This is a genomic window from Streptomyces sp. NPDC052109 (genome assembly GCF_040680195.1).
GTDB lineage: Bacteria > Actinomycetota > Actinomycetes > Streptomycetales > Streptomycetaceae > Streptomyces.
Map to the genome: position 1 here is coordinate 689,094 of NZ_JBFAWF010000001.1, position 17,181 is coordinate 706,274.

Annotated in this window: 10 protein-coding genes and 3 tRNA genes; 4 read left to right on the plus strand and 9 right to left on the minus strand. The window is 73.1% G+C overall.

The features are described 5' to 3' along the window. Window positions 1–16: 16 nt before the first annotated feature. The 4 genes from AB0L59_RS03110 to AB0L59_RS03125 form a co-directional block, all read right to left on the minus strand. Entirely contained in the window at window positions 17–1,945 is a 1,929-nt protein-coding gene (locus AB0L59_RS03110) for an ABC transporter ATP-binding protein (RefSeq protein ID WP_365578580.1), read from the minus strand. Then, complete coding sequence (locus AB0L59_RS03115) at window positions 1,945–3,678, minus strand: ABC transporter ATP-binding protein (RefSeq protein WP_365578582.1); 1,734 nt, start codon at window positions 3,676–3,678, stop codon at window positions 1,945–1,947. The genes AB0L59_RS03110 and AB0L59_RS03115 overlap by 1 nt, the downstream gene beginning before the upstream one ends. Before the next feature lie 114 nt (window positions 3,679–3,792). Next, the gene (locus AB0L59_RS03120) at window positions 3,793–5,232 is read right to left on the minus strand and encodes an FGGY family carbohydrate kinase (RefSeq protein WP_365578584.1); all 1,440 of its coding nucleotides are present in this window, start codon (window positions 5,230–5,232) and stop codon (window positions 3,793–3,795) included. Window positions 5,233–5,319: 87 nt separating this feature from the next. Further along, entirely contained in the window at window positions 5,320–5,625 is a 306-nt protein-coding gene (locus tag AB0L59_RS03125; protein ID WP_365578586.1) for a YtxH domain-containing protein, read from the minus strand. Window positions 5,626–5,786: 161 nt separating this feature from the next. On the opposite strand from AB0L59_RS03125, the gene AB0L59_RS03130 reads away from it, so the two are divergent. The 4 genes from AB0L59_RS03130 (at window position 5,787) to AB0L59_RS03145 (ending at window position 7,461) form a co-directional block, all read left to right on the plus strand. Continuing rightward, window positions 5,787–5,859, plus strand: a tRNA-Asn gene (locus tag AB0L59_RS03130). A gap of 6 nt (window positions 5,860–5,865) precedes the next feature. Next, window positions 5,866–5,938: transfer RNA gene (locus AB0L59_RS03135), tRNA-Asn, on the plus strand. A 176-nt stretch (window positions 5,939–6,114) separates the two neighbouring features. Continuing rightward, window positions 6,115–6,191 (plus strand) — tRNA-Ile (locus AB0L59_RS03140). 61 nt (window positions 6,192–6,252) lie between these two features. Continuing rightward, window positions 6,253–7,461: a serine/threonine-protein kinase gene (locus tag AB0L59_RS03145; protein WP_365578588.1), complete on the plus strand. Its 1,209-nt coding sequence runs from the start codon at window positions 6,253–6,255 to the stop codon at window positions 7,459–7,461. 1,046 nt (window positions 7,462–8,507) lie between these two features. Here AB0L59_RS03145 and AB0L59_RS03150 read toward each other — a convergent pair. From AB0L59_RS03150 to AB0L59_RS03170, 5 genes are all read right to left on the minus strand, one after another. Next, on the minus strand, window positions 8,508–9,545 hold the full coding sequence (locus AB0L59_RS03150; protein WP_365578590.1) for a rod shape-determining protein: 1,038 nt from the start codon (window positions 9,543–9,545) through the stop codon (window positions 8,508–8,510). Between the two features lie 164 nt (window positions 9,546–9,709). Beyond that, on the minus strand, window positions 9,710–13,975 hold the full coding sequence (locus AB0L59_RS03155) for an SAV_2336 N-terminal domain-related protein (RefSeq protein ID WP_365578592.1): 4,266 nt from the start codon (window positions 13,973–13,975) through the stop codon (window positions 9,710–9,712). Beyond that, window positions 13,965–14,999: a MoxR family ATPase gene (locus AB0L59_RS03160; RefSeq protein WP_365578594.1), complete on the minus strand. Its 1,035-nt coding sequence runs from the start codon at window positions 14,997–14,999 to the stop codon at window positions 13,965–13,967. Before AB0L59_RS03160 ends, AB0L59_RS03155 begins: the two co-directional genes overlap by 11 nt. Before the next feature lie 35 nt (window positions 15,000–15,034). After that, a complete protein-coding gene (locus tag AB0L59_RS03165; protein ID WP_365578596.1) occupies window positions 15,035–16,696 on the minus strand; it encodes a trypsin-like peptidase domain-containing protein in 1,662 nt (553 codons plus the stop codon). Continuing rightward, window positions 16,693–17,085: a CU044_2847 family protein gene (locus AB0L59_RS03170; protein WP_365579491.1), complete on the minus strand. Its 393-nt coding sequence runs from the start codon at window positions 17,083–17,085 to the stop codon at window positions 16,693–16,695. Before AB0L59_RS03170 ends, AB0L59_RS03165 begins: the two co-directional genes overlap by 4 nt. Window positions 17,086–17,181: the final 96 nt, after the last annotated feature.

Genomic DNA, 17,181 nt, shown 5'->3' on the forward strand with positions numbered 1-17,181 from the left:
GGCGCCCCCCTCGTGCCTAGTCGACCTCGGCCACCGCCTGCGCGAACTGGGCCTTGTAGAGGCGGGCATACGCGCCGTCCGCGGCCAACAGCTCGGCATGCGCGCCCTGTTCCACGATCGAGCCGTTCTCCATCACGAGAATCGTGTCGGCGTCCCGGATCGTCGACAGCCGGTGCGCGATCACGAACGACGTGCGTCCCGCCGCCAGTTTGGCCATCGCCTTCTGGATCAGCACCTCGGTCCGGGTGTCGACCGAACTCGTCGCCTCGTCCAGCACCAGGATCGTCGGGTCGGACAGGAACGCCCGCGCGATGGTGACGAGCTGCTTCTCACCCGCGCTGACCCCGGTGCCCTCGTCGTCGATCACGGTGTCGTAGCCGTCGGGGAGCGTACGGATGAACCGGTCCGCGTGGGCCGCCCGTGCCGCCTCCTCGATCTCGCCCCGGGTCACCTCGCGTGCGGCACCGTAGGCGATGTTCTCCGCGATCGTGCCGCCGAACAGCCAGGTGTCCTGCAGCACCATGCCGATCCCGGAGCGCAGTTCGTCCCGGTTCATCCTCCGGATGTCGACGCCGTCGAGGGTGATCCGGCCGCCGGAGACGTCGTAGAACCGCATCAGCAGGTTGACCAGTGTGGTCTTGCCCGCCCCGGTCGGGCCGACGATCGCCACCGTGTGGCCCGGCTCGACGGTCAGCGACAGGTCCTCGATCAGCGGCTTCTCGGGGTCGTACCGGAAGGACACCTGCTCCAGCCGCACCCGGCCGCGCAGCTCGGCCGGCCGCTCGCCCGGCACCGGGTCCGCCTCCTGCTCCTCCGCGTCCAGGAGTTCGAAGACCCGCTCGGCCGAGGCGACACCGGACTGCACCAGGTTCGCCATCGACGCGACCTGCGTCAGCGGCATCGAGAACTGCCGCGAGTACTGGATGAAGGCCTGGACGTCACCGATGGAGAGCGCGCCGGACGCGACGCGCAGACCGCCGACGACCGCGACCAGGACGTAGTTGAGGTTCGACACGAACATCATCAGCGGCTGCATCACACCGCTGTTGAACTGCGCCCTGAACGCCGCCTGGTACAGCGCCTCGTTCTGCTCGGCGAACTGCTTCGCCGACTCCTCCTGCCGGCCGAACACCTTCACCAGGGTGTGCCCGGTGTACATCTCCTCGACATGGGCGTTCAGCTTGCCGGTGGAGCGCCACTGCTGCACGAAGTGCGGCTGCGACCGCTTGCCGATCCGGGTCGCCACCAGGAACGACAGCGGCACGGTGACCAGCGCGACCAGCGCGAGGATCCAGGACACGTAGAACATCATCGCGAGCACACCGATGATGCTCAGCACCGAGTTGATCAGCTGGCCCATCGACTGCTGCAGGGTCTGGCCGATGTTGTCGATGTCGTTGGTCGCGCGCGAGAGCACCTCGCCGCGCTGCCGCTTGTCGAAGTACGACAGCGGCAGCCGCGACAGCTTCGCCTGCACCTCGCCCCGCAGCCGGTACATCGTGCGGTTCACGGCCCGGTTGACCAGCCTGGTAGCCACCGCCATCAGCAGACCGGCGACCAGGAACGTGACGAGCGCGAACAGCAGGACGTTCCCGACGGCGTCGAAGTCGATGCCCTTGCCGGGCGTGAAGTCGGTGCTCTTGAGCATGTCCGCGACGGTGCCCTGGCCGTGGGCCCGCATCTGGTCGAGGACCTGCTCCTTGGTCGCCCCGGCGGGCATCTTCCGGCCGATGATGCCGGCGAAGACCAGGTCCGTGGCCCTGCCCAGGATCTTCGGGCCGATGACGTTCAGGGTCACGCTGACGACCACGCACAGCAGCAGGCCGTAGATCGTGAGCCGTTCAGGTCGGAACTGGGAGACGAGCCGCTTGCCCGACCCCTTGAAGTCCATCGAGCGCTGGTCGGGACCGGCCCCGTTCATCATGCGTCCCATGGGCCCGGCCATCAGGCAGCCTCCGCTTCCGTCAGCTGGGAGAGCACGATCTCCCGGTAGGTCTCGTTGTCCGCCATCAGTTCCCGGTGCCGGCCGGAGCCGACGACCCGGCCCTCGTCCAGCACGATGATCCGGTCGGCGTCCCGGATGGTGGCCACCCGCTGGGCGACGATGACGACGGTCGCCTCGGCGGTCTCGCGGGAGAGCGCGCGGCGCAGGGCCGCGTCGGTGGCGTAGTCGAGCGCGGAGAAGGAGTCGTCGAAGAGGTAGATCTCCGGGCGCTGGACCAGGGTGCGGGCGATGGCCAGGCGCTGGCGCTGGCCGCCGGAGACGTTGGTGCCGCCCTGCGCGATCGGCGCGTCCAGGCCGCCCTCCAGCTTGCTCACGAAGTCCTTGGCCTGCGCCACCTCCAGCGCGTGCCACAGTTCCTCGTCGGTGGCGTCCGGATTGCCGTAGCGCAGGTTCGTGGCGACCGTCCCGGCGAACAGGTACGGCTTCTGCGGGACGAGTCCGACCGTGTTCGCGAGCAGCTTCGGTTCGACCTCCTGGACGTCCACGCCGTTCACGAGGACTTGCCCCTCGGTGGCGTCGAACAGCCGCGGGACCAGCCCGAGCAGCGTCGACTTGCCGCTGCCGGTGGAGCCGATCACGGCGGTCGTCTCACCCGGCCGGGCCACCAGGTCGATGGACTTCAGCACCGGCTCCTCGGCGCCCGGATAGCGGAAGCCCGCGCCCCGGATCTCCAGGTGGCCGTGGGCGCGCAGCTCGCTGACGGGCGCCACCGGCGGCACCACGCTCGAATCGGTGCCGAGGACCTCCTGGATGCGCTCGGCGCACACCTCCGCGCGCGGCACCATCATGAACATGAAGGTGGCCATCATCACGGACATGACGATCTGCATCAGATAGGCGAGGAACGCGGTCAGGTCGCCGATCTGCATGCCGCCGCTGTCGATGCGGTGGGCGCCGAACCACACCACCGCGATCGACGACACGTTCACGACCGTCATGACGATCGGGAACATCAGCGCGAGCATCCGACCGGTGGCCAGCTGCATCTCCGTCAGGTCGCCGTTCGCCTTTCCGAACCGGCCGATCTCGTACTCGTCCCGGACGAAGGCGCGGATCACCCGGTTGCCGGCGATCTGCTCGCGCAGCACCCGGTTCACCGTGTCGAGGCGGACCTGCATGGACCGGAACAGCGGCCGCAGCCGGCGCACGATCAGCGTCACGGAGATGCCGAGCACCGGAACCACCGCGACCAGCACCCCGGACAGCGGAACATCCAGTCCGAGCGCCAGCACGATGCCGCCCACGCACATGATGGGCGCCGACACCATCAGGGTGAACGTCATCAGGACCAGCATCTGGACCTGTTGTACGTCGTTCGTCGTACGCGTGATGAGCGAGGGCGCTCCGAAGTGACCCACCTCACGCGCCGAGAAGGACTGCACCCGGTCGAAGACGGCCGCGCGCACGTCCCGGCCGAGCGCGGAGGCGGTCCGCGCCCCGTAGTACACGGCACCGATGTTGCACACGACCTGGGCCAGCGAGATGCCGATCATCAGGGCGCCGAAGGACAGGATGTAACCCGTGTCACCCTTCACGACACCGTTGTCGATGATGTGCGCGTTCAGTGTGGGCAGATAGAGAGTGGCGCAGGTCTGCAGGAACTGCAGCAGCACCAGTACGGCGATGGGTTTCTTGTACGGACCGAGATGGGTCCGCAGAAGTCGTATGAGCACGCTAGGTCTCTCGGGGTCGGCGACGGGGGCTGGTCGGTGTGCCCTTGGCCCCTATCGTCGGACACTCCACCCGCGTTACCTCAACCGATTAACCCGGCGGACGGCCCACTTGAGCTAAGAGCGGAACGCCCCCGGATGGGTCTGTTCCCGCACCGCCACGAACTGCTGCCGTACCGCCTGCCCGACGGCCAGCTCGTCGCCCGGCTCCAGGACCTGGGCCGCCGCGCCCTGCCAGGCCGGCGGGTTCCGCGGATCGAGGGTGCCCTGCGACACGCCGAGCGCCCAGGCCGCCTGCCGCGCCGCGCCGATCGCCGCGTAGTCCGCGGGCTGCGGTACGACGACCTGCGCGCCGAACAGCGAGGGCGCGGAGGCCTGCACGGCGGGCAGCTCGGCGGCCGGGCCGAGCAGGAAGATCCGCCGCACGTCCACGCCCCGGCCGCGCAGCACGTCCAGCGCGTCGGCGAGCCCGCACAGCATGCCCTCGAACGCGGCCCGCGCCAGGTGCTCGGGCTTCATCGACTCGCGGCGCAGCCCGGCGATCGTCCCGGCGGTGTGCGGCAGATGCGGCGTCCGTTCACCCTCCAGGTAGGGGAGCAGCACCAGGCCGTGGGAGCCCGGCGTGGACTTCATCGCCAGCTCGGACAGGCTCTCCAGGTCCGACAGCCCGAGCAGTTCGGCGGTGCCGCGCAGGGTCCGTACGGCGTTGAGCGTGGTCACGACCGGCAGATGCATGCCGGTGGCGTCGGCGAGGGAGGTGATCATCCCGGACTGGTCCGCGAGCGCCTCGGGATGCACTGCCATCACGGACCCGGAGGCACCGAGGGACACGACCGCGTCCCCCAGTCCGATCCCGAGCCCGAAAGCGGCGGCCATGGTCTCCCCGGTCCCGGCGGAGATCAGCAGCCCCTCCGGGGTCGTACCGGCCGCGTCCGAGGGGCCGATCACCTCGGGCAGCATCGCCTGGTGGCCGAGTGCCAGCTCGACCAGGTCGGGCCGGTAGCCGCCGGTCGCGGCCGACCAGTAGCCGGTCCCGGAGGCCCCGCCGCGATCGGTGGTCCTCCTCACCGGCCGCCCGAGCAGCTGCCACACCAGCCAGTCGTGCGCCTGGAGCAGTACGGCCGTCCGGCGGGCGTTCTCGGGCTCGTTCTTCGCGAGCCAGCGCAGCTTGGTGACGGGCTGGGCGGCCTGCGGCACACAGCCGACCGCCTGCGCCCAGGCCTCCCGGCCGCCGAGAGCGTCGACGAGATCCGCCGCCGCGACCTGCGCCCGCTTGTCGCCGCCGACCAGCGCCGGGCGCACGGTGTTGCCCTGCGCGTCCAGCGGGACCAGCGCGTTCTGCTGGGCCGACACGCCGATGGCCTGGACGCCCTCGAGCAGGCCCCCGCCCGCGGCCTCGCCGAGGGACAGCAGCCACGCCTGCGGGTCCACGTCGCTGGGCCGGCCCTCCATCGGGTGGGGGGCATATCCCTGCCGTAGTACGGCACCGGTGTCCGTGTCGCAGACCACGATGCGTGTGAAGTCCGGTGAGCTGTCCAAGCCGGCGACTATCCCCATGCCCTGAATTTTGCAGCATTCCTGCGAGTGCGGTGGCCGAGGGCACCGAAGGGGTGCGGGGACGGCTGCGACCGGGCGCGGGTGTCCCTACGTGTTGCTCGTGCCCCAGTCGTCCTCCGGCGTGCCGTTCAGGTTCCGCTCCCGGAGGGAGCGCACCCGCTGGGCAACCGTCTCGGGGACCCGGTCGCCGACCTTGTGGCCGACCGTGTGGAAGGCCTTGCCGGCGTACTGGCGGCCCTGCTGGGCGGCGGTCTCGGCAGTGTTGCGCACGGCCGGGTTCTGCGCGATCCGCTGAGCGGACTTCTTCAGCTGCTCGTACCGCTCGCGTCCGGCCCTCGTGCCGAGCACGTAACCGAGGGCCAGTCCGGCGACGAACGTGAGCCGGTAGCGCATGGCTGCCACCCTTCCCTTATCTGGGTCTGCTGGTGCGACGCGGGGCGCCGAGGGGAACCGATTGGCGGAGCACCCCCCTGCTTGCGCTAATGTATGTGTCGCAGCGAACGCCCGCCCCCTGGCGAATACCCAGGTAGGTACGTTCGATGCAATCGAGGCAATCCTCCGTAGCTCAATTGGCAGAGCAGCCGGCTGTTAACCGGCAGGTTACTGGTTCGAGTCCAGTCGGGGGAGCTTCGGTCCTCCGTAGCTCAATTGGCAGAGCAGCCGGCTGTTAACCGGCAGGTTACTGGTTCGAGTCCAGTCGGGGGAGCGCAGTGAACGAGGACCCCTTGGGGGTCCTTTTTCATGCCCGCGGGAACCGCCGCACCCGGGCCGCTGTCCTCAAGGTCATGAGCAGCGCAGATGCCGACCATCCGAAGCAGGAGATCGTATGAGCGGCTATGCTGCGGCAGCAGGCGCGCACACATGTACGCGACACGCCGCTATGGGGCGGTAGCTCAGCCGGTTAGAGCAGCGGACTCATAATCCGTCGGCCGTGGGTTCGAGTCCCACCCGCCCCACCAGGCGCCGCAGGTGCAGAAACGATGCGACCTGTGGTGGCGCCGGTAACGCCATACTGTGCGCATGGAACGCATCGGGGGATACCTCGTCGAGCGGCGGCTCGGCGAGGGCGGGATGGGCACCGTGTATCTCGCGCGGACGCGCGGCGGGCGGGCCGTGGCCGTGAAGGTCGCCAAGACGGAGCTGGCCGCCGACCCGGTCTTCCGCGAGCGGTTCCGCAGCGAGGTCGAGGCGGCCCGCCGGGTCGGCGGCTTCCACACGGCGCCGGTCGTGGACGCGGACCTCGACGGCGACCCGCCGTGGCTGGCCACGGCCTACATACCCGGACCGACCCTCGCGGCGCGGCTCGCCACCGAGGGCGCGATGGACGAGCCGCGGCTACGGGCGCTGGCCGCCGCGCTCGCCGAGGCGCTGGAGTCCATCCACTCCTGCGGTCTGGTGCACCGCGATCTCAAGCCCGGCAACATCATCATGGCCGCCGACGGACCGCGCGTCCTCGACTTCGGCATCGCCCGGGCCGTCGAGTCCACCCGGCTCACCGCCACCGGCACCGCCTTCGGCACGCCCGGCTTCCTCGCGCCCGAGCAGGCCCTGGGCCACGATGTGACCGGCGCCGCCGACGTGTTCGCGCTGGGCGCGGTGCTGGTCGCGGCGGCGGGCGGCAGCGCCTGGGGCGAGGGCACGCCGATGGGGCTGATGTACCGGTCCGTGCACGAACCGCCGAACCTGGCCGCCGTACCCGCCCCGCTGGCCGGCCCGGTCGCGCGCTGCCTGGCCAAGGACCCGGCGGCCCGGCCGACCGCCGCCGAACTGCTGGACCTGCTCACCGAGGAGACACCGCGGCCGGCCCCGGCCCGGACGCCGTACGTCCCGACCCTGACCGCATCCCCGCAGCCGATCCCCCTGCCGCGGCCCGCGCCCGTCCCGGCCCCGCTCCCGCCCTACCCGGCCACGCCCCCGCGGCAGGCCGTCCCGGGGTTCGGCCCGCCGGTCCCGTACGTCGTCCCGGAGGTCGAACTCGCCGACGGAGACGCCCGTGCCGTCGTGAACGCCACCGGGATCGTTCTCGAAGTGGCGGACGCCGCCGCGGACTTCGAGTGGGCGGAGATCGCGCACGTCGGGCGCGTCCGGCGCGGCCATCACCTCACGGTGGTCGTACGGCTGTGGGACGGCGGTGTCTACGACTGCGAGCTGAACGCCCGGCGGTCCGCCCGGCTCGGCGAGTGGCTGGCCCGGCTCGACCACGTCCTCGGCCTTTACGCCCCGCGGTAGCGTCCCGGCCACCCTGTTCGCCGACAGCGGTATCCGGCTGACTGCTTGACCCGTACATGCTTGAACGGCTCGTGTCTTGGGCACCCACCTCCTACCGGCGTCGATCGCCGAACCACTTCGGAAGAGGGAGGGCGTCATGGACCGTCGCATCCGGGTACGCGTCAGCCGACGCCCCGCCGCCCCGCGTGACCGGGAGATCGACCGCAGGACGCCGTCGGGGCGGGTACTGCCGTACTGAGGGCCGTGTCCGGCTCATCTCCGTGGGGCTCTTCGCCGTCGGCGGTGGGTGCGGGTCCGTTGTGTCCGGGCGCGGTTCCCCGCGCCCTTTCGGGTCGCGAGACGCGCGTCAGGACGCGCGCTGCGCCTCCGTCACCTCCGGTGGTGGACCTGTGCGGTGGGCCGGGCCGGGTCGGGTCCGTACGGCGCGTTCGGCCTCGCCCGCACGGGGGGCGGCCGGCGCCGCCACGAGCACCGTAGGGTCATGACCCACGATTGGGTGCGCGTGGACCGCACGGACCCCGTGGCCGTACGGGACCACGAGGCCCAACTCGCCGTCTGTGAATGCCCGTTCGGGCACCCGACGAGAGGCCGGTGACTCCTGCGCCCCGATCCGCGGGCGGGTCCGGTCGCCGTGGACCGCCCGGCGCATCCGCACCTCCGGCTCCAGCGACTCGCGCGTGTACGGCGGCAGCCGGGCACCTGCCTCGGTGAGCCCGCCCCGTGCCCGCCCGCACCGGCACGCTCACGACCAAGTATGGCTTCAAGCAAATGAGTTGCTTCGCCTGCTCCGGCGGCGTGTACCAGCTCGCCGCATGGCTCCAGCACACCTGCCGCCTGACGCCGTTCGACGCCGGTCTCGCCGCCCTGCCGAGGACGTTCGCGACCGTCCCGGTGTGCGATGCCGTTCGTGACCGGTCGGCCAGGCACGCTACGGTCCCGACCGTGGCCGCGGAACGCCGGCCGGCACCCGGCCCGCTGTCCGGCCCGGGTGCCGTCGCGGCGGAGCCGCATGTTCGAGCACGGCCCCGCGCCCCTTCGGGCGCGGCTCAGGCGGCCAGCGGGTTCAGGACGAGTGGCTCGATCCGGCCCTCCAGCATGGCGCCCAGGCCCTGGGCGGCGCAGATGTCGGGCCGCTCGGCGATGTGCACCGGCATTCCGGTGGCCTCCCGGAGCATCTCGTCGAAGCCGGGCAGCAGCGCCGAGCCGCCGACCATGATGATCCCGCTGTCGGCGAGGTCGGCCACCAGGTCGGGCGGGCAGTCCCGCAGCACCTTGCCGATGCCGTCCAGGACGGCGGTCAGCGGGGTCTGGATCGCGTCCCGTACGGCGGCGGTGTCGACGCGCACACTGCGGGCGAGACCGGTGGCCACGTCCCGTCCGTGGATCTCCGTGACGGCCGGGCCGTGCGGGGTCAGCCCGTTGCCGGACAGGGCCAGTTGCAGCGGCCGTACCGACTGGCTGGGCAGCATGAGCTCGTGCTCGTGCCGCAGGTGCTGCACGATCGCGTGGTCCACGGCCTCGCCGCCCACCGGGATCCGCTCGGCGGTGACGATGGAGCCCAGCGAGAGCACCGCGACCTGGGTGGCCGCCGCCCCGCACACCATGATCATGGTGGCCTCGGGGCGTTCGACGGGCAGCCCGCAGCCGACGGCGGCAGCGATCAGCGTGTCCACCAGCTCGACCTTTCTGGCACCCAGCCCGACCAGCGTCTCGATGGTCGCCCGCTGGGCCAGCGGATCGGCGTCGTGCGGGGTGCAGGCCGCCGCCCGCAGCCGGAGATTACGGCGCAGGGCCCGGCGCGTCTTGTCGCCGAGCAGCTGACGCAGCATGCGCTGGGCCATCTCGATGTCGACGACCGTACCCCCGGAGATGGGCCGGACGACCCGGATGTAACCCGGCGTCCGGCCCATCATCTTCTCCGCGAACTCGCCCACGGCTATGAGCGCCCCGCTGCGGGTGTTCACCGCGGCGACCGAGGGCTGGTCGACGACGAGACCGGCACCCTTCACATACACGCGGGTGCGGGCCGCGCCGAGGTCGACGGCGAAGTGGCAGCGACGCAACTGCTCCAGACTGACGGTCACGGCGGATCCTCCCGAGTGCGCGGGCCTTGGGCGCCCGCCGCTCGGCGGGTGTCCTGCTCTCACTGCATCCTGCGCGGGTCCCGGGGGCGTGCGCCTTCTGGAGGGGGCCGGGCGGGGTGCGGCCGAACGGGGGGTTTCCGGTGGCGGCGCGGTGTGTCGCCTGGTCAGGCCCGGGTCCGCGTGATGCGCAGCTCGCAGCGGACGGTGCAGCCGGGTACGTCCCCCGGCCGGAGGGGTGGGAGTGACACGCGAGGCCCCGCCGTGGCGTCCGGGTGGGTGCTCGCCAGGTCCCGCAGCCGCCCGCGCACGGCCTCCCTGATGAGTTCGGGGAACGACGCGGCGTCCGGGTGCGCCACGGCCTGGAGCGGGTCGCTGACGCGCCAGATCGCCGTGCCGGTGGCCCGGAGGGACGACTCCGTCTCGTCCAGCCCCAGGCGGCGCTCGGTGAGGTCGACCTCGAAGTACTCCGTCACTCCCGGGCGCCGGGTGCGGCTGGGTTCGCCCGCGCCGGTCCGGTAGACGACGGTCCTGGTCTCGCCGGTCCCCTCGGGGAAGACGTCGCCGGGCGGCAGCGGGTGGGGGCCGATGACGGGCGGAGGTGCGTGCGTGCCGTCGAAGAGCGGGCGGGCCAGCCGGCACAGCCGGTACCAGCCCGCGTCGGTCCCCGGCCGCAGGGACCGCAACCAGGGGGCCAGGCCGGAGTCGTCGTCGAGTTCGTCCCGGAGCGTCCGCGGCACCGCCACGATGCCCCGCCGGTCCTCGGCGGCGTCCAGCGTCCGGCGGACGGCCACCGCGTTCGGTCTCTCCGCCTGGCCTTCGGACACCAGACACTCGAACGTCACCAGCCAGCGGAGCCCGCCCAGTCCGACCACCTCGTCCTCGAAGTGCCGCATCGTGGCGTGCAGCAGTGGCAGGCCGGGCACGTCCCGCGCCGTCACCACCGTCCAGCCGGTGTCCCGCGCGGTGGGTTTCAGGGAGCAGCCGGTCCACCCGCTCGCCGTCAGCAGCCGGGTCACCGCCCGGCCGAGCGCCGCCACGGTGTCCGGGTGCGGGGGGCCGTCGGCGAACTCGTAGGTGGCCATGGTGCGGTAGGTGGGCGGGGGCGGCTCGTCGCCCAGGTCGTCGTACAGATCGTCGTAGCCGTCGTCGTCCTCGTGAGGCCGCTCGTCGTACAGCCCGTCGGGCTCCTCGGCGAGCGGGTCGTCCACGGCGAACAGACTCTCCGGTACCACGTTCTGCGGCAGTGGCGCCTCCACGGCCGACTCCCGCTCCTGCATCTCGAAGATCGACGGCAGCGACTCCTCGGTGGGGAAGCTGCCCTCCGGCAGTCCGTCGGGCTCCGGCACCGGGTTCTGCGAGAGCGGGGTGGCGTCGTAGCCGTCGAGGACGGCACCACTGTCGTGCGAGGGGTCGTCGTACTCCCCGCGCAGTTCGTGCCCCAGGGCGATCAGCTCCGGGTTCCGGCCGCCGGAGAGTTCGTACTCCTCGTACACCTCCAGGGCCTCCTCGGTACGGCCCAGGCGGCGCAGTGTGATCATCAGCAGGAGGCGGAAGTCCTCCCGGGACGGGTACTGCCGGACCAGGTCGGTGAGTTGTGCGCCCGCGCGGTGGTACTCGCCGAGATCCAGGTGCAGTTCGGCGATCTTGCGATGCAGCACGAGGCGGAGCTCGAGGAGCCGACTGCGCGCCTTGCGGGCCGCAGGGCCGGGGACGCCGGCGAGCGGGCCCTCCCCGCGCCACAGGACGAGCGCCAGGTCGAGGAGCGCGACCGCCTCCTGGTGGTGGCCCGTCCTGGCCCGCTCCGTGGCCGTCCGCTCGAAGTGCTCGTGGCGGGCCAGGTCCACGAAGTCGGCGCTGGTGTGGAGGGCGTACCCGGTGGGGAGCACTGCCAGCACGCCGGGACCCAGGCGGGCGCGCAGCCGCGACGCGATCCGGTCCATGGCCGCCGCGGCGTCCTCCGGCTCCTCGTGCCGGGCCCACAGACCGGCCCGCAGGTCGGCGCGGGTCACCTCGCGGCCGTCCCGCAGCACCAGCATGGCGAGTACCGCGGCCTCCTCGGGAGCCAGGTCCACGTTGCCGCTGCCCACCCGCACGGTCACCGGGCCCAGGATGCGGTAGGAACGCTGCTGGTCGTACCCCTCCTGGGCGAGCCGCAGCAGCTCCCCGTCCATGAGCAGGTCCCTGCCCCGCAGCTGGTCCTGGGGCGATTCGGAGACCAGGAGGCCGAGGGCGCGCGCATACGGCTCCCGCAGGCTGTGCGGAAGGTGCCGCAGCCGGTCCGGAGGGAAGGGGGGCGCCAGTCGGGTGGTTCCCGAGGCCAGGCGCAGCAGCATCCTGCCGAGCGCCGACAGATCGTGCGCGCGCCCGCTCGCCCCGGAGGTCCGGCCGGGGAGGAAGCCGGTGAGCCTGAGCATGCCGTTGGGCAGGAGCATCACCCGGGACAGGCCGAGATCGCCGTGTGTGACGCCCGCCTCGTGTACGGCTTCGATCGCGTGCGCCAGCTGGGCCGCGACCGACGCCAGCAGGGGAGCCGGAACGAGGTGATCGGAGGGGGCGGCGAGGGCGTGGAGACCGACGCCGCTCACATACTCCATGACGATGTACGGTGTTCCGTCCTCGATGCCGAAGTCGTGGATGCCCGCGACGTTCCGGTGTGCGAGGTCCCGCAGGCGCCGGGCATCCCGCAGGAACGCCTCGCGCCGCGCGCTGTCGCGAAACGGCCGGTACAGCCGCACCGCCACCTGGCGGTCCGTCTCCGGGGCCTCGGCCAGCCACACGGCCCGCCCGGCAGGGTCGAGGCGCCGCAGCAGCCGGTAACGGCCGACCTGGTCCAGCGCCGCCCCCGCCCCCGCCCCCGCCCCGCCCCCGGTCAACCGCCGGACGCTCTCCGGCCGTACGGTCGCGAACGCCTCCCCGTCCGCAGCCGCCCCCGCACCGCCGGCCGTGGGCGTCACCGCGCGGAACTCACCGGGCGCCGTCCCGGCCCGCTCCTCGATCAACCCGCCCACGCGGGCGAGCAGTTCGACCGTGGTGCCACGCGCGGAGCGGGGCAGGCCGCGCAGGAGCAGTTCGCGCACCCCCGGGCGGAAGGCGTACGACCCCGGCGGTCCCGGGACGGTCGTGAGGACGCCGCTGAGGATCACCTCGGCCAGATGCTGCGGGCGCGGGACCGGTTCGACGGCCCGCTGCACCAGTCGCATCACGGGCAGGTCGGGGCGGCCGAGGGCGAGGTGGCCGGCCAGCCGGAAGGCCTCCGGGGAGGCCGTCGCCCTGAAGCGCAGCACCAGTTCCCCGGCGGTGAGCCCGGCGAGGTCGGTGCGCTCCCCGGACTCCTCCGGCCCAGGCGGCGGGCCCAGCAGGGCGGCCGAGCCCGGAAACGCGGATCCGCCCATGGACGCCACCAGCCCGGCCCAGTGCGCGAGCCATCGCGGACCGGCTTCGAGCACGGGCAGCGCCACCGTCTCCCGTGGTGCCTCGGTCTCCCATTCCTCGTACGGCGTGAACCCGAGCGTGGCCGTCGGCGCGGCCGGGAACGGAGCCGAGAACACCCCCGGCGCGGCGGGCAGCGCGGTGCCGCGCCACAGGTGTTCGGGCAGCGGCTGGACCACCGCCAGCGGCATCCGGTGCGCCCACCGGCGCAGGGTGCCGTACCAGCGGCCGCCCGCCCCGCCCTGCCACCACTGCGGGCCCATGCAGTCGCTGATCAGCAGCGTGACGGTACGGCCGTCGCCGGGACCGTGCGGTCCGTCGCCGCCCACTGTGCCGTCGGGGCCGGCGCGGTGCACGGTCACCGTGCGGAACACGCCTGACTGGGACAGCGCCTGGTGCAGTTCGCGGATCAGGGGTCGCCAGACGGGCATCGTCGGACCGGCGTCGTACACCAGGTGCAGCCGCAGCCAGCGCTCCCGGGCCGGGCGCAGCACCGGCAGCCACCACTGCGGTCCCGCGCCGAGCCGGGCGATGCGGTCGGCGGTGGCCTGCTCGTCGAGGCGGTGGCCGACCGGGGCGTCGGTGTGTCGTTTGAGCGGGCGCAGGGCCCGCTGGAGGCCCAGGGGGTGCCGCAGCATCGGGGGTGCGGGGGCGTGCAGGGCGGTGTACGGCCCCGCCGCGGCGGTGGGTGAGGGCAGGTGGAGCGGGGCACGCGGGGGCGCCTGGCCGGGGGGTTCGACACCTTCGGCGCGGTCCGGGGCGGGGGCAGGGCCGGCGGGCTCCTGGACGGGCTTCTGCGGCGCGGCGCCCGGTTCCTCCGCCGGCGCCGGCGGTCCGGAGTGCTCGCCCGTGCCGTCCGCCGGTCCCAGCTGCCGGGCCAGCCACAGGAGTTCGGCCAGTTCCAGCGGGGTCGGGCGGGTGCCGCCCGTCGCCTTGGCCAGGACGTCGGCGAGGCGGGCGTAGGGGGCGGCGGCCGCCGTGGCGGGGTGGTCAGAAGGCATCTGCCTGCGGGGCCTCGCCGAGGTACGGCATGAGCAGTTCGGCCAGTTCGTCCAGGGACTCGGCGCCCAGGTCGGCGGAGCGGGACAGGTAGATGGCGTTGAGGAGCTGGTCGGTGGCCAGGTCGCCGTGACCGGCCCGGGACAGGAATCGGTTGATCAACGACTGGGCGTAGGCGTCCGGTTCGCCCAGATGGGCGCGGACGATCCCGGCGAGGTGACGGTCGTCGGGCTGCCGCAGCCGCAGGCTCACGCAGCGGCGCAGGAACGCCGGCGGGAACTCCCGTTCACCGTTGCTGGTCAGCACCACGAACGGGAAGGCGCGGCAGCGGACCCGGCCGCGTGTCACGGGGACGCGGTCGTGGGTGCCGTCGACCATCACCTCGGCGACCGGGGTGTGGCGGGCGGCGCGGACCAGCTCCGGGATCTCGTACTGCCCTTCCTCCAGCACGTTGAGCAGGTCGTTCGGCAGATCCAGATCGCTCTTGTCGATCTCGTCGATCAGCAGGACGCGGGGACGGGCGTACGGCAGGAGCGCGGTACCCAGGGGGCCGAGGCGCAGATGGTCCTCGATGCCGGACGCCGGGGCGGGCGCGACGGACGTGTCCGGGTCCCGCGTCGCCGCCTCCTGGCCGGCCGCGTAGAGGCGGGAGAGGGGGTCGTACTGGTAGAGGCCGTCGTGGAGGGTGCTGCGGCTGGTGATGTTCCAGCGCAGCACCGGGCCCAGCCTCAGCTCCCGGGCCACCGCGTAGGCGAGCGACGACTTGCCGGTGCCGGGCGGCCCCGTCACGAGCAGCGGGCGGCGCAAGTAGAGTGCCGCGTTGACCAGTTGGACGGTCCGGTCGGTCGCCTGGTAGGTGGCGGCGCGATGGGTGCGGTCGGGGGAGGTGGCCGAGGCGTCGTCGGCGTCGGCGGGCGTCGGGAGCTCCGGGCCGCCGTCGAAGGCCCGCCAGGGCGGGGGCGGGGGCAGCAGTCCGATGCCGTCGTGCGGCTCCTTGGTGCCGGTGTAGACGGGCCACAGGGGCATGGGGTCCTTCTTCTCCATCGGGTGCGGTGCTGGGTTCAGGCGACGGGGGAGCGGAGGCCGGCGGCCGGCTCGGGGAAGCAGTGGGGGGCGTCCCACAGGACCTGGATGTCTTTCGCCCAGTGCCGGTCGGGGTCGTCGTCCGCGGCTGCCTCCTCGCGCAGAGACCGGATGTGGCGCGGGAGCTCGGTGGGTGGGACGGCGCCCAGGGCCAGCCCGAGCGCGTCCAGGAAGGCCGCTCCCGGACACGGACCGCCGGGGTCGTGACCGAGGCCGGCGCAGCCGGTGCGCGGCCACAGCAGCACCGGCACCGGGACGTTGAGGCCGGCCTCGAAATGGCCGGGCAGGGCGCTGGGCGGGGCGGCGAAGCCCACCAGGTCGGCGTGCTCGTCGCGGAGGCGCTTGCGCAGGCTGGGCGGGCGCTCCGGGCTCGCGCAGTCGACCCGGTGCAGCGTCGTGGTCCCCGGCCCGGTCTCCAGCCTCCGCCACTTCTTGGCCAGGTGGTGGCGCAGCCGGGGGCTGCGGTGCCGGGAGCGGTCGGCGACGACGAGCGGGTGGGCGCAGCCGAGCGGAGTGGAGTCCTCCGGGCCGCACTCCCACTGCGCGACCGGCTCGTTGAGCCACTCACGGGGCAGCACGAACGCGAGCAGCGCCTCGGCGCCCTCGGCCAGGTGGACGAAGGCGCGGTCGACGCGCTGCTGCACATAGGCCCGTACCTCACCGCGCGGCAGCCGGCCGGTGTCCACCGGGCGCCGCTGCCCGTCGCGGTAGGCCGACACCCGCACGGTGACCTGGTCCTGATCCTCGCCGCTGCGCTCCAGCTCCACGACGATGGGGGACCAGGCGGCGGCCTCGGGCGCGGGCGGACCCGCGAGCAGCTCCGCCAGCCGGTCGGCGAACCGGGGCACCGCCTCGGGATCGTCGACCTGCCACTGCACGTAGGCCGCTGACGCCCGCAGCGAGGCGAACCCGCCCGGCGGCAGGTCCGGGCCGAAGGGGCCCACGGCATGCCCGTACAGCCGGTTCGGATCGCAGTCCAGGCCGGTGGCCTCCGCGCGCCGCACCAGCGCGTGCAGCCGCCCGGTGGCCTCGGGGGTGCCGGCGCCGGGGCCGGGGACCAGGGAGCCCAGGCCGTACCAGTAGCGGGCCATGACCTCCGTGGGCAGCATCCGCCCGACCCGCACGTCCGGCTCCCCCGCGACCTGCGCCACCATGCCGACCACCCGATCGTCGGGCAGGGTCACCGCCGCCCCGCTGAACCCGCCCGCAAGCGGCTGCCCGTGTCCGGAGGTCGCCTCCAACTGCACCCACTGGTCGGCGATGAGGGTCCGGGACACGGCACGGTACCGGGCCAGCACACCCTCGTCGTAGCCCTCGGGGAAGCCGTACGCGAGCAGGGACGCGCTGCCCTGCTCCGCACCGGGCGGCGCGAACCTGGCGGGCGCCACGGGTACGTCGCGGTCCAGTTCCAGTACGGCTAGGTCCCCGGGGTCGGTCGCGCCGCCCGCCCAGCCGCCGGGGACGGTCACGGTCGCGGGCAGCCCGGCCAGCTCCGGCCGGTTCGGGAAGCTCACCGTCACCGCCGGATCGCCCTGTATGACGTGGGCACAGGTCAGCACCGTGCGGGGGGTGACGAGGAAGCCCGCCCCCACCACCATGCCCCTGCACTCGATCCGGGCGTGCCAGGAAGCGCCTCTCATGGCAGGGGCGTCGGCTCCGGGATGCTCGCCGCAGACGAGGGCGTCCCCTCGGCCGGCCCGGCGCCCGGACGCTGCGACGACCACCCGAGGCGCACCACCAGCTGTCCCTCCGCCGCCCCCTTGGCGATGACCGCACCGGCCTCCGCGGTCAGCTTCACGCCGAACTCCAGCTCCACCGAGTCGGGACACAGGCTGCCGTCGCGGAACACCCGCAGCGCGGACTGGGCCGCCGAGCGCACCCCGTCCAGGGCGCCCTCGAAGGTGCTGGACGCCTGGGCCGCCGGGCCACCGTCGCCGCGGCCGACCAGGCGGGTCCCGGTTCCGGGCTCCACGCTCTCCACGACGACCACGGCGCCGTCGTCCGTGGTGAACTCCAGCAGTCTGCCCATGGTGTCCATCGCCCCCGTGCGCTCCGTCTACGGCCAAGTCCATTGTGACGGAAGGTCCCTGACGGTGTCTCGGCCTGCGCCGGACCGGGTCGTCCG

Excerpts from the sequence above, each read along its gene's own strand:
- AB0L59_RS03110 (WP_365578580.1), bottom strand. The coding sequence starts at position 1,945 with ATGGCCGGGCCCATGGGACGCATGATGAACGGGGCCGGTCCCGACCAG.
- AB0L59_RS03120 (WP_365578584.1), bottom strand. The coding sequence starts at position 5,232 with ATGGGGATAGTCGCCGGCTTGGACAGCTCACCGGACTTCACACGCATC.
- AB0L59_RS03125 (WP_365578586.1), bottom strand. The coding sequence starts at position 5,625 with ATGCGCTACCGGCTCACGTTCGTCGCCGGACTGGCCCTCGGTTACGTG.
- AB0L59_RS03145 (WP_365578588.1), top strand. The coding sequence starts at position 6,253 with ATGGAACGCATCGGGGGATACCTCGTCGAGCGGCGGCTCGGCGAGGGC.
- AB0L59_RS03155 (WP_365578592.1), bottom strand. The coding sequence starts at position 13,975 with ATGCCTTCTGACCACCCCGCCACGGCGGCCGCCGCCCCCTACGCCCGC.
- AB0L59_RS03160 (WP_365578594.1), bottom strand. The coding sequence starts at position 14,999 with ATGCCCCTGTGGCCCGTCTACACCGGCACCAAGGAGCCGCACGACGGC.
- AB0L59_RS03165 (WP_365578596.1), bottom strand. The coding sequence starts at position 16,696 with ATGAGAGGCGCTTCCTGGCACGCCCGGATCGAGTGCAGGGGCATGGTG.
- AB0L59_RS03170 (WP_365579491.1), bottom strand. The coding sequence starts at position 17,085 with ATGGGCAGACTGCTGGAGTTCACCACGGACGACGGCGCCGTGGTCGTC.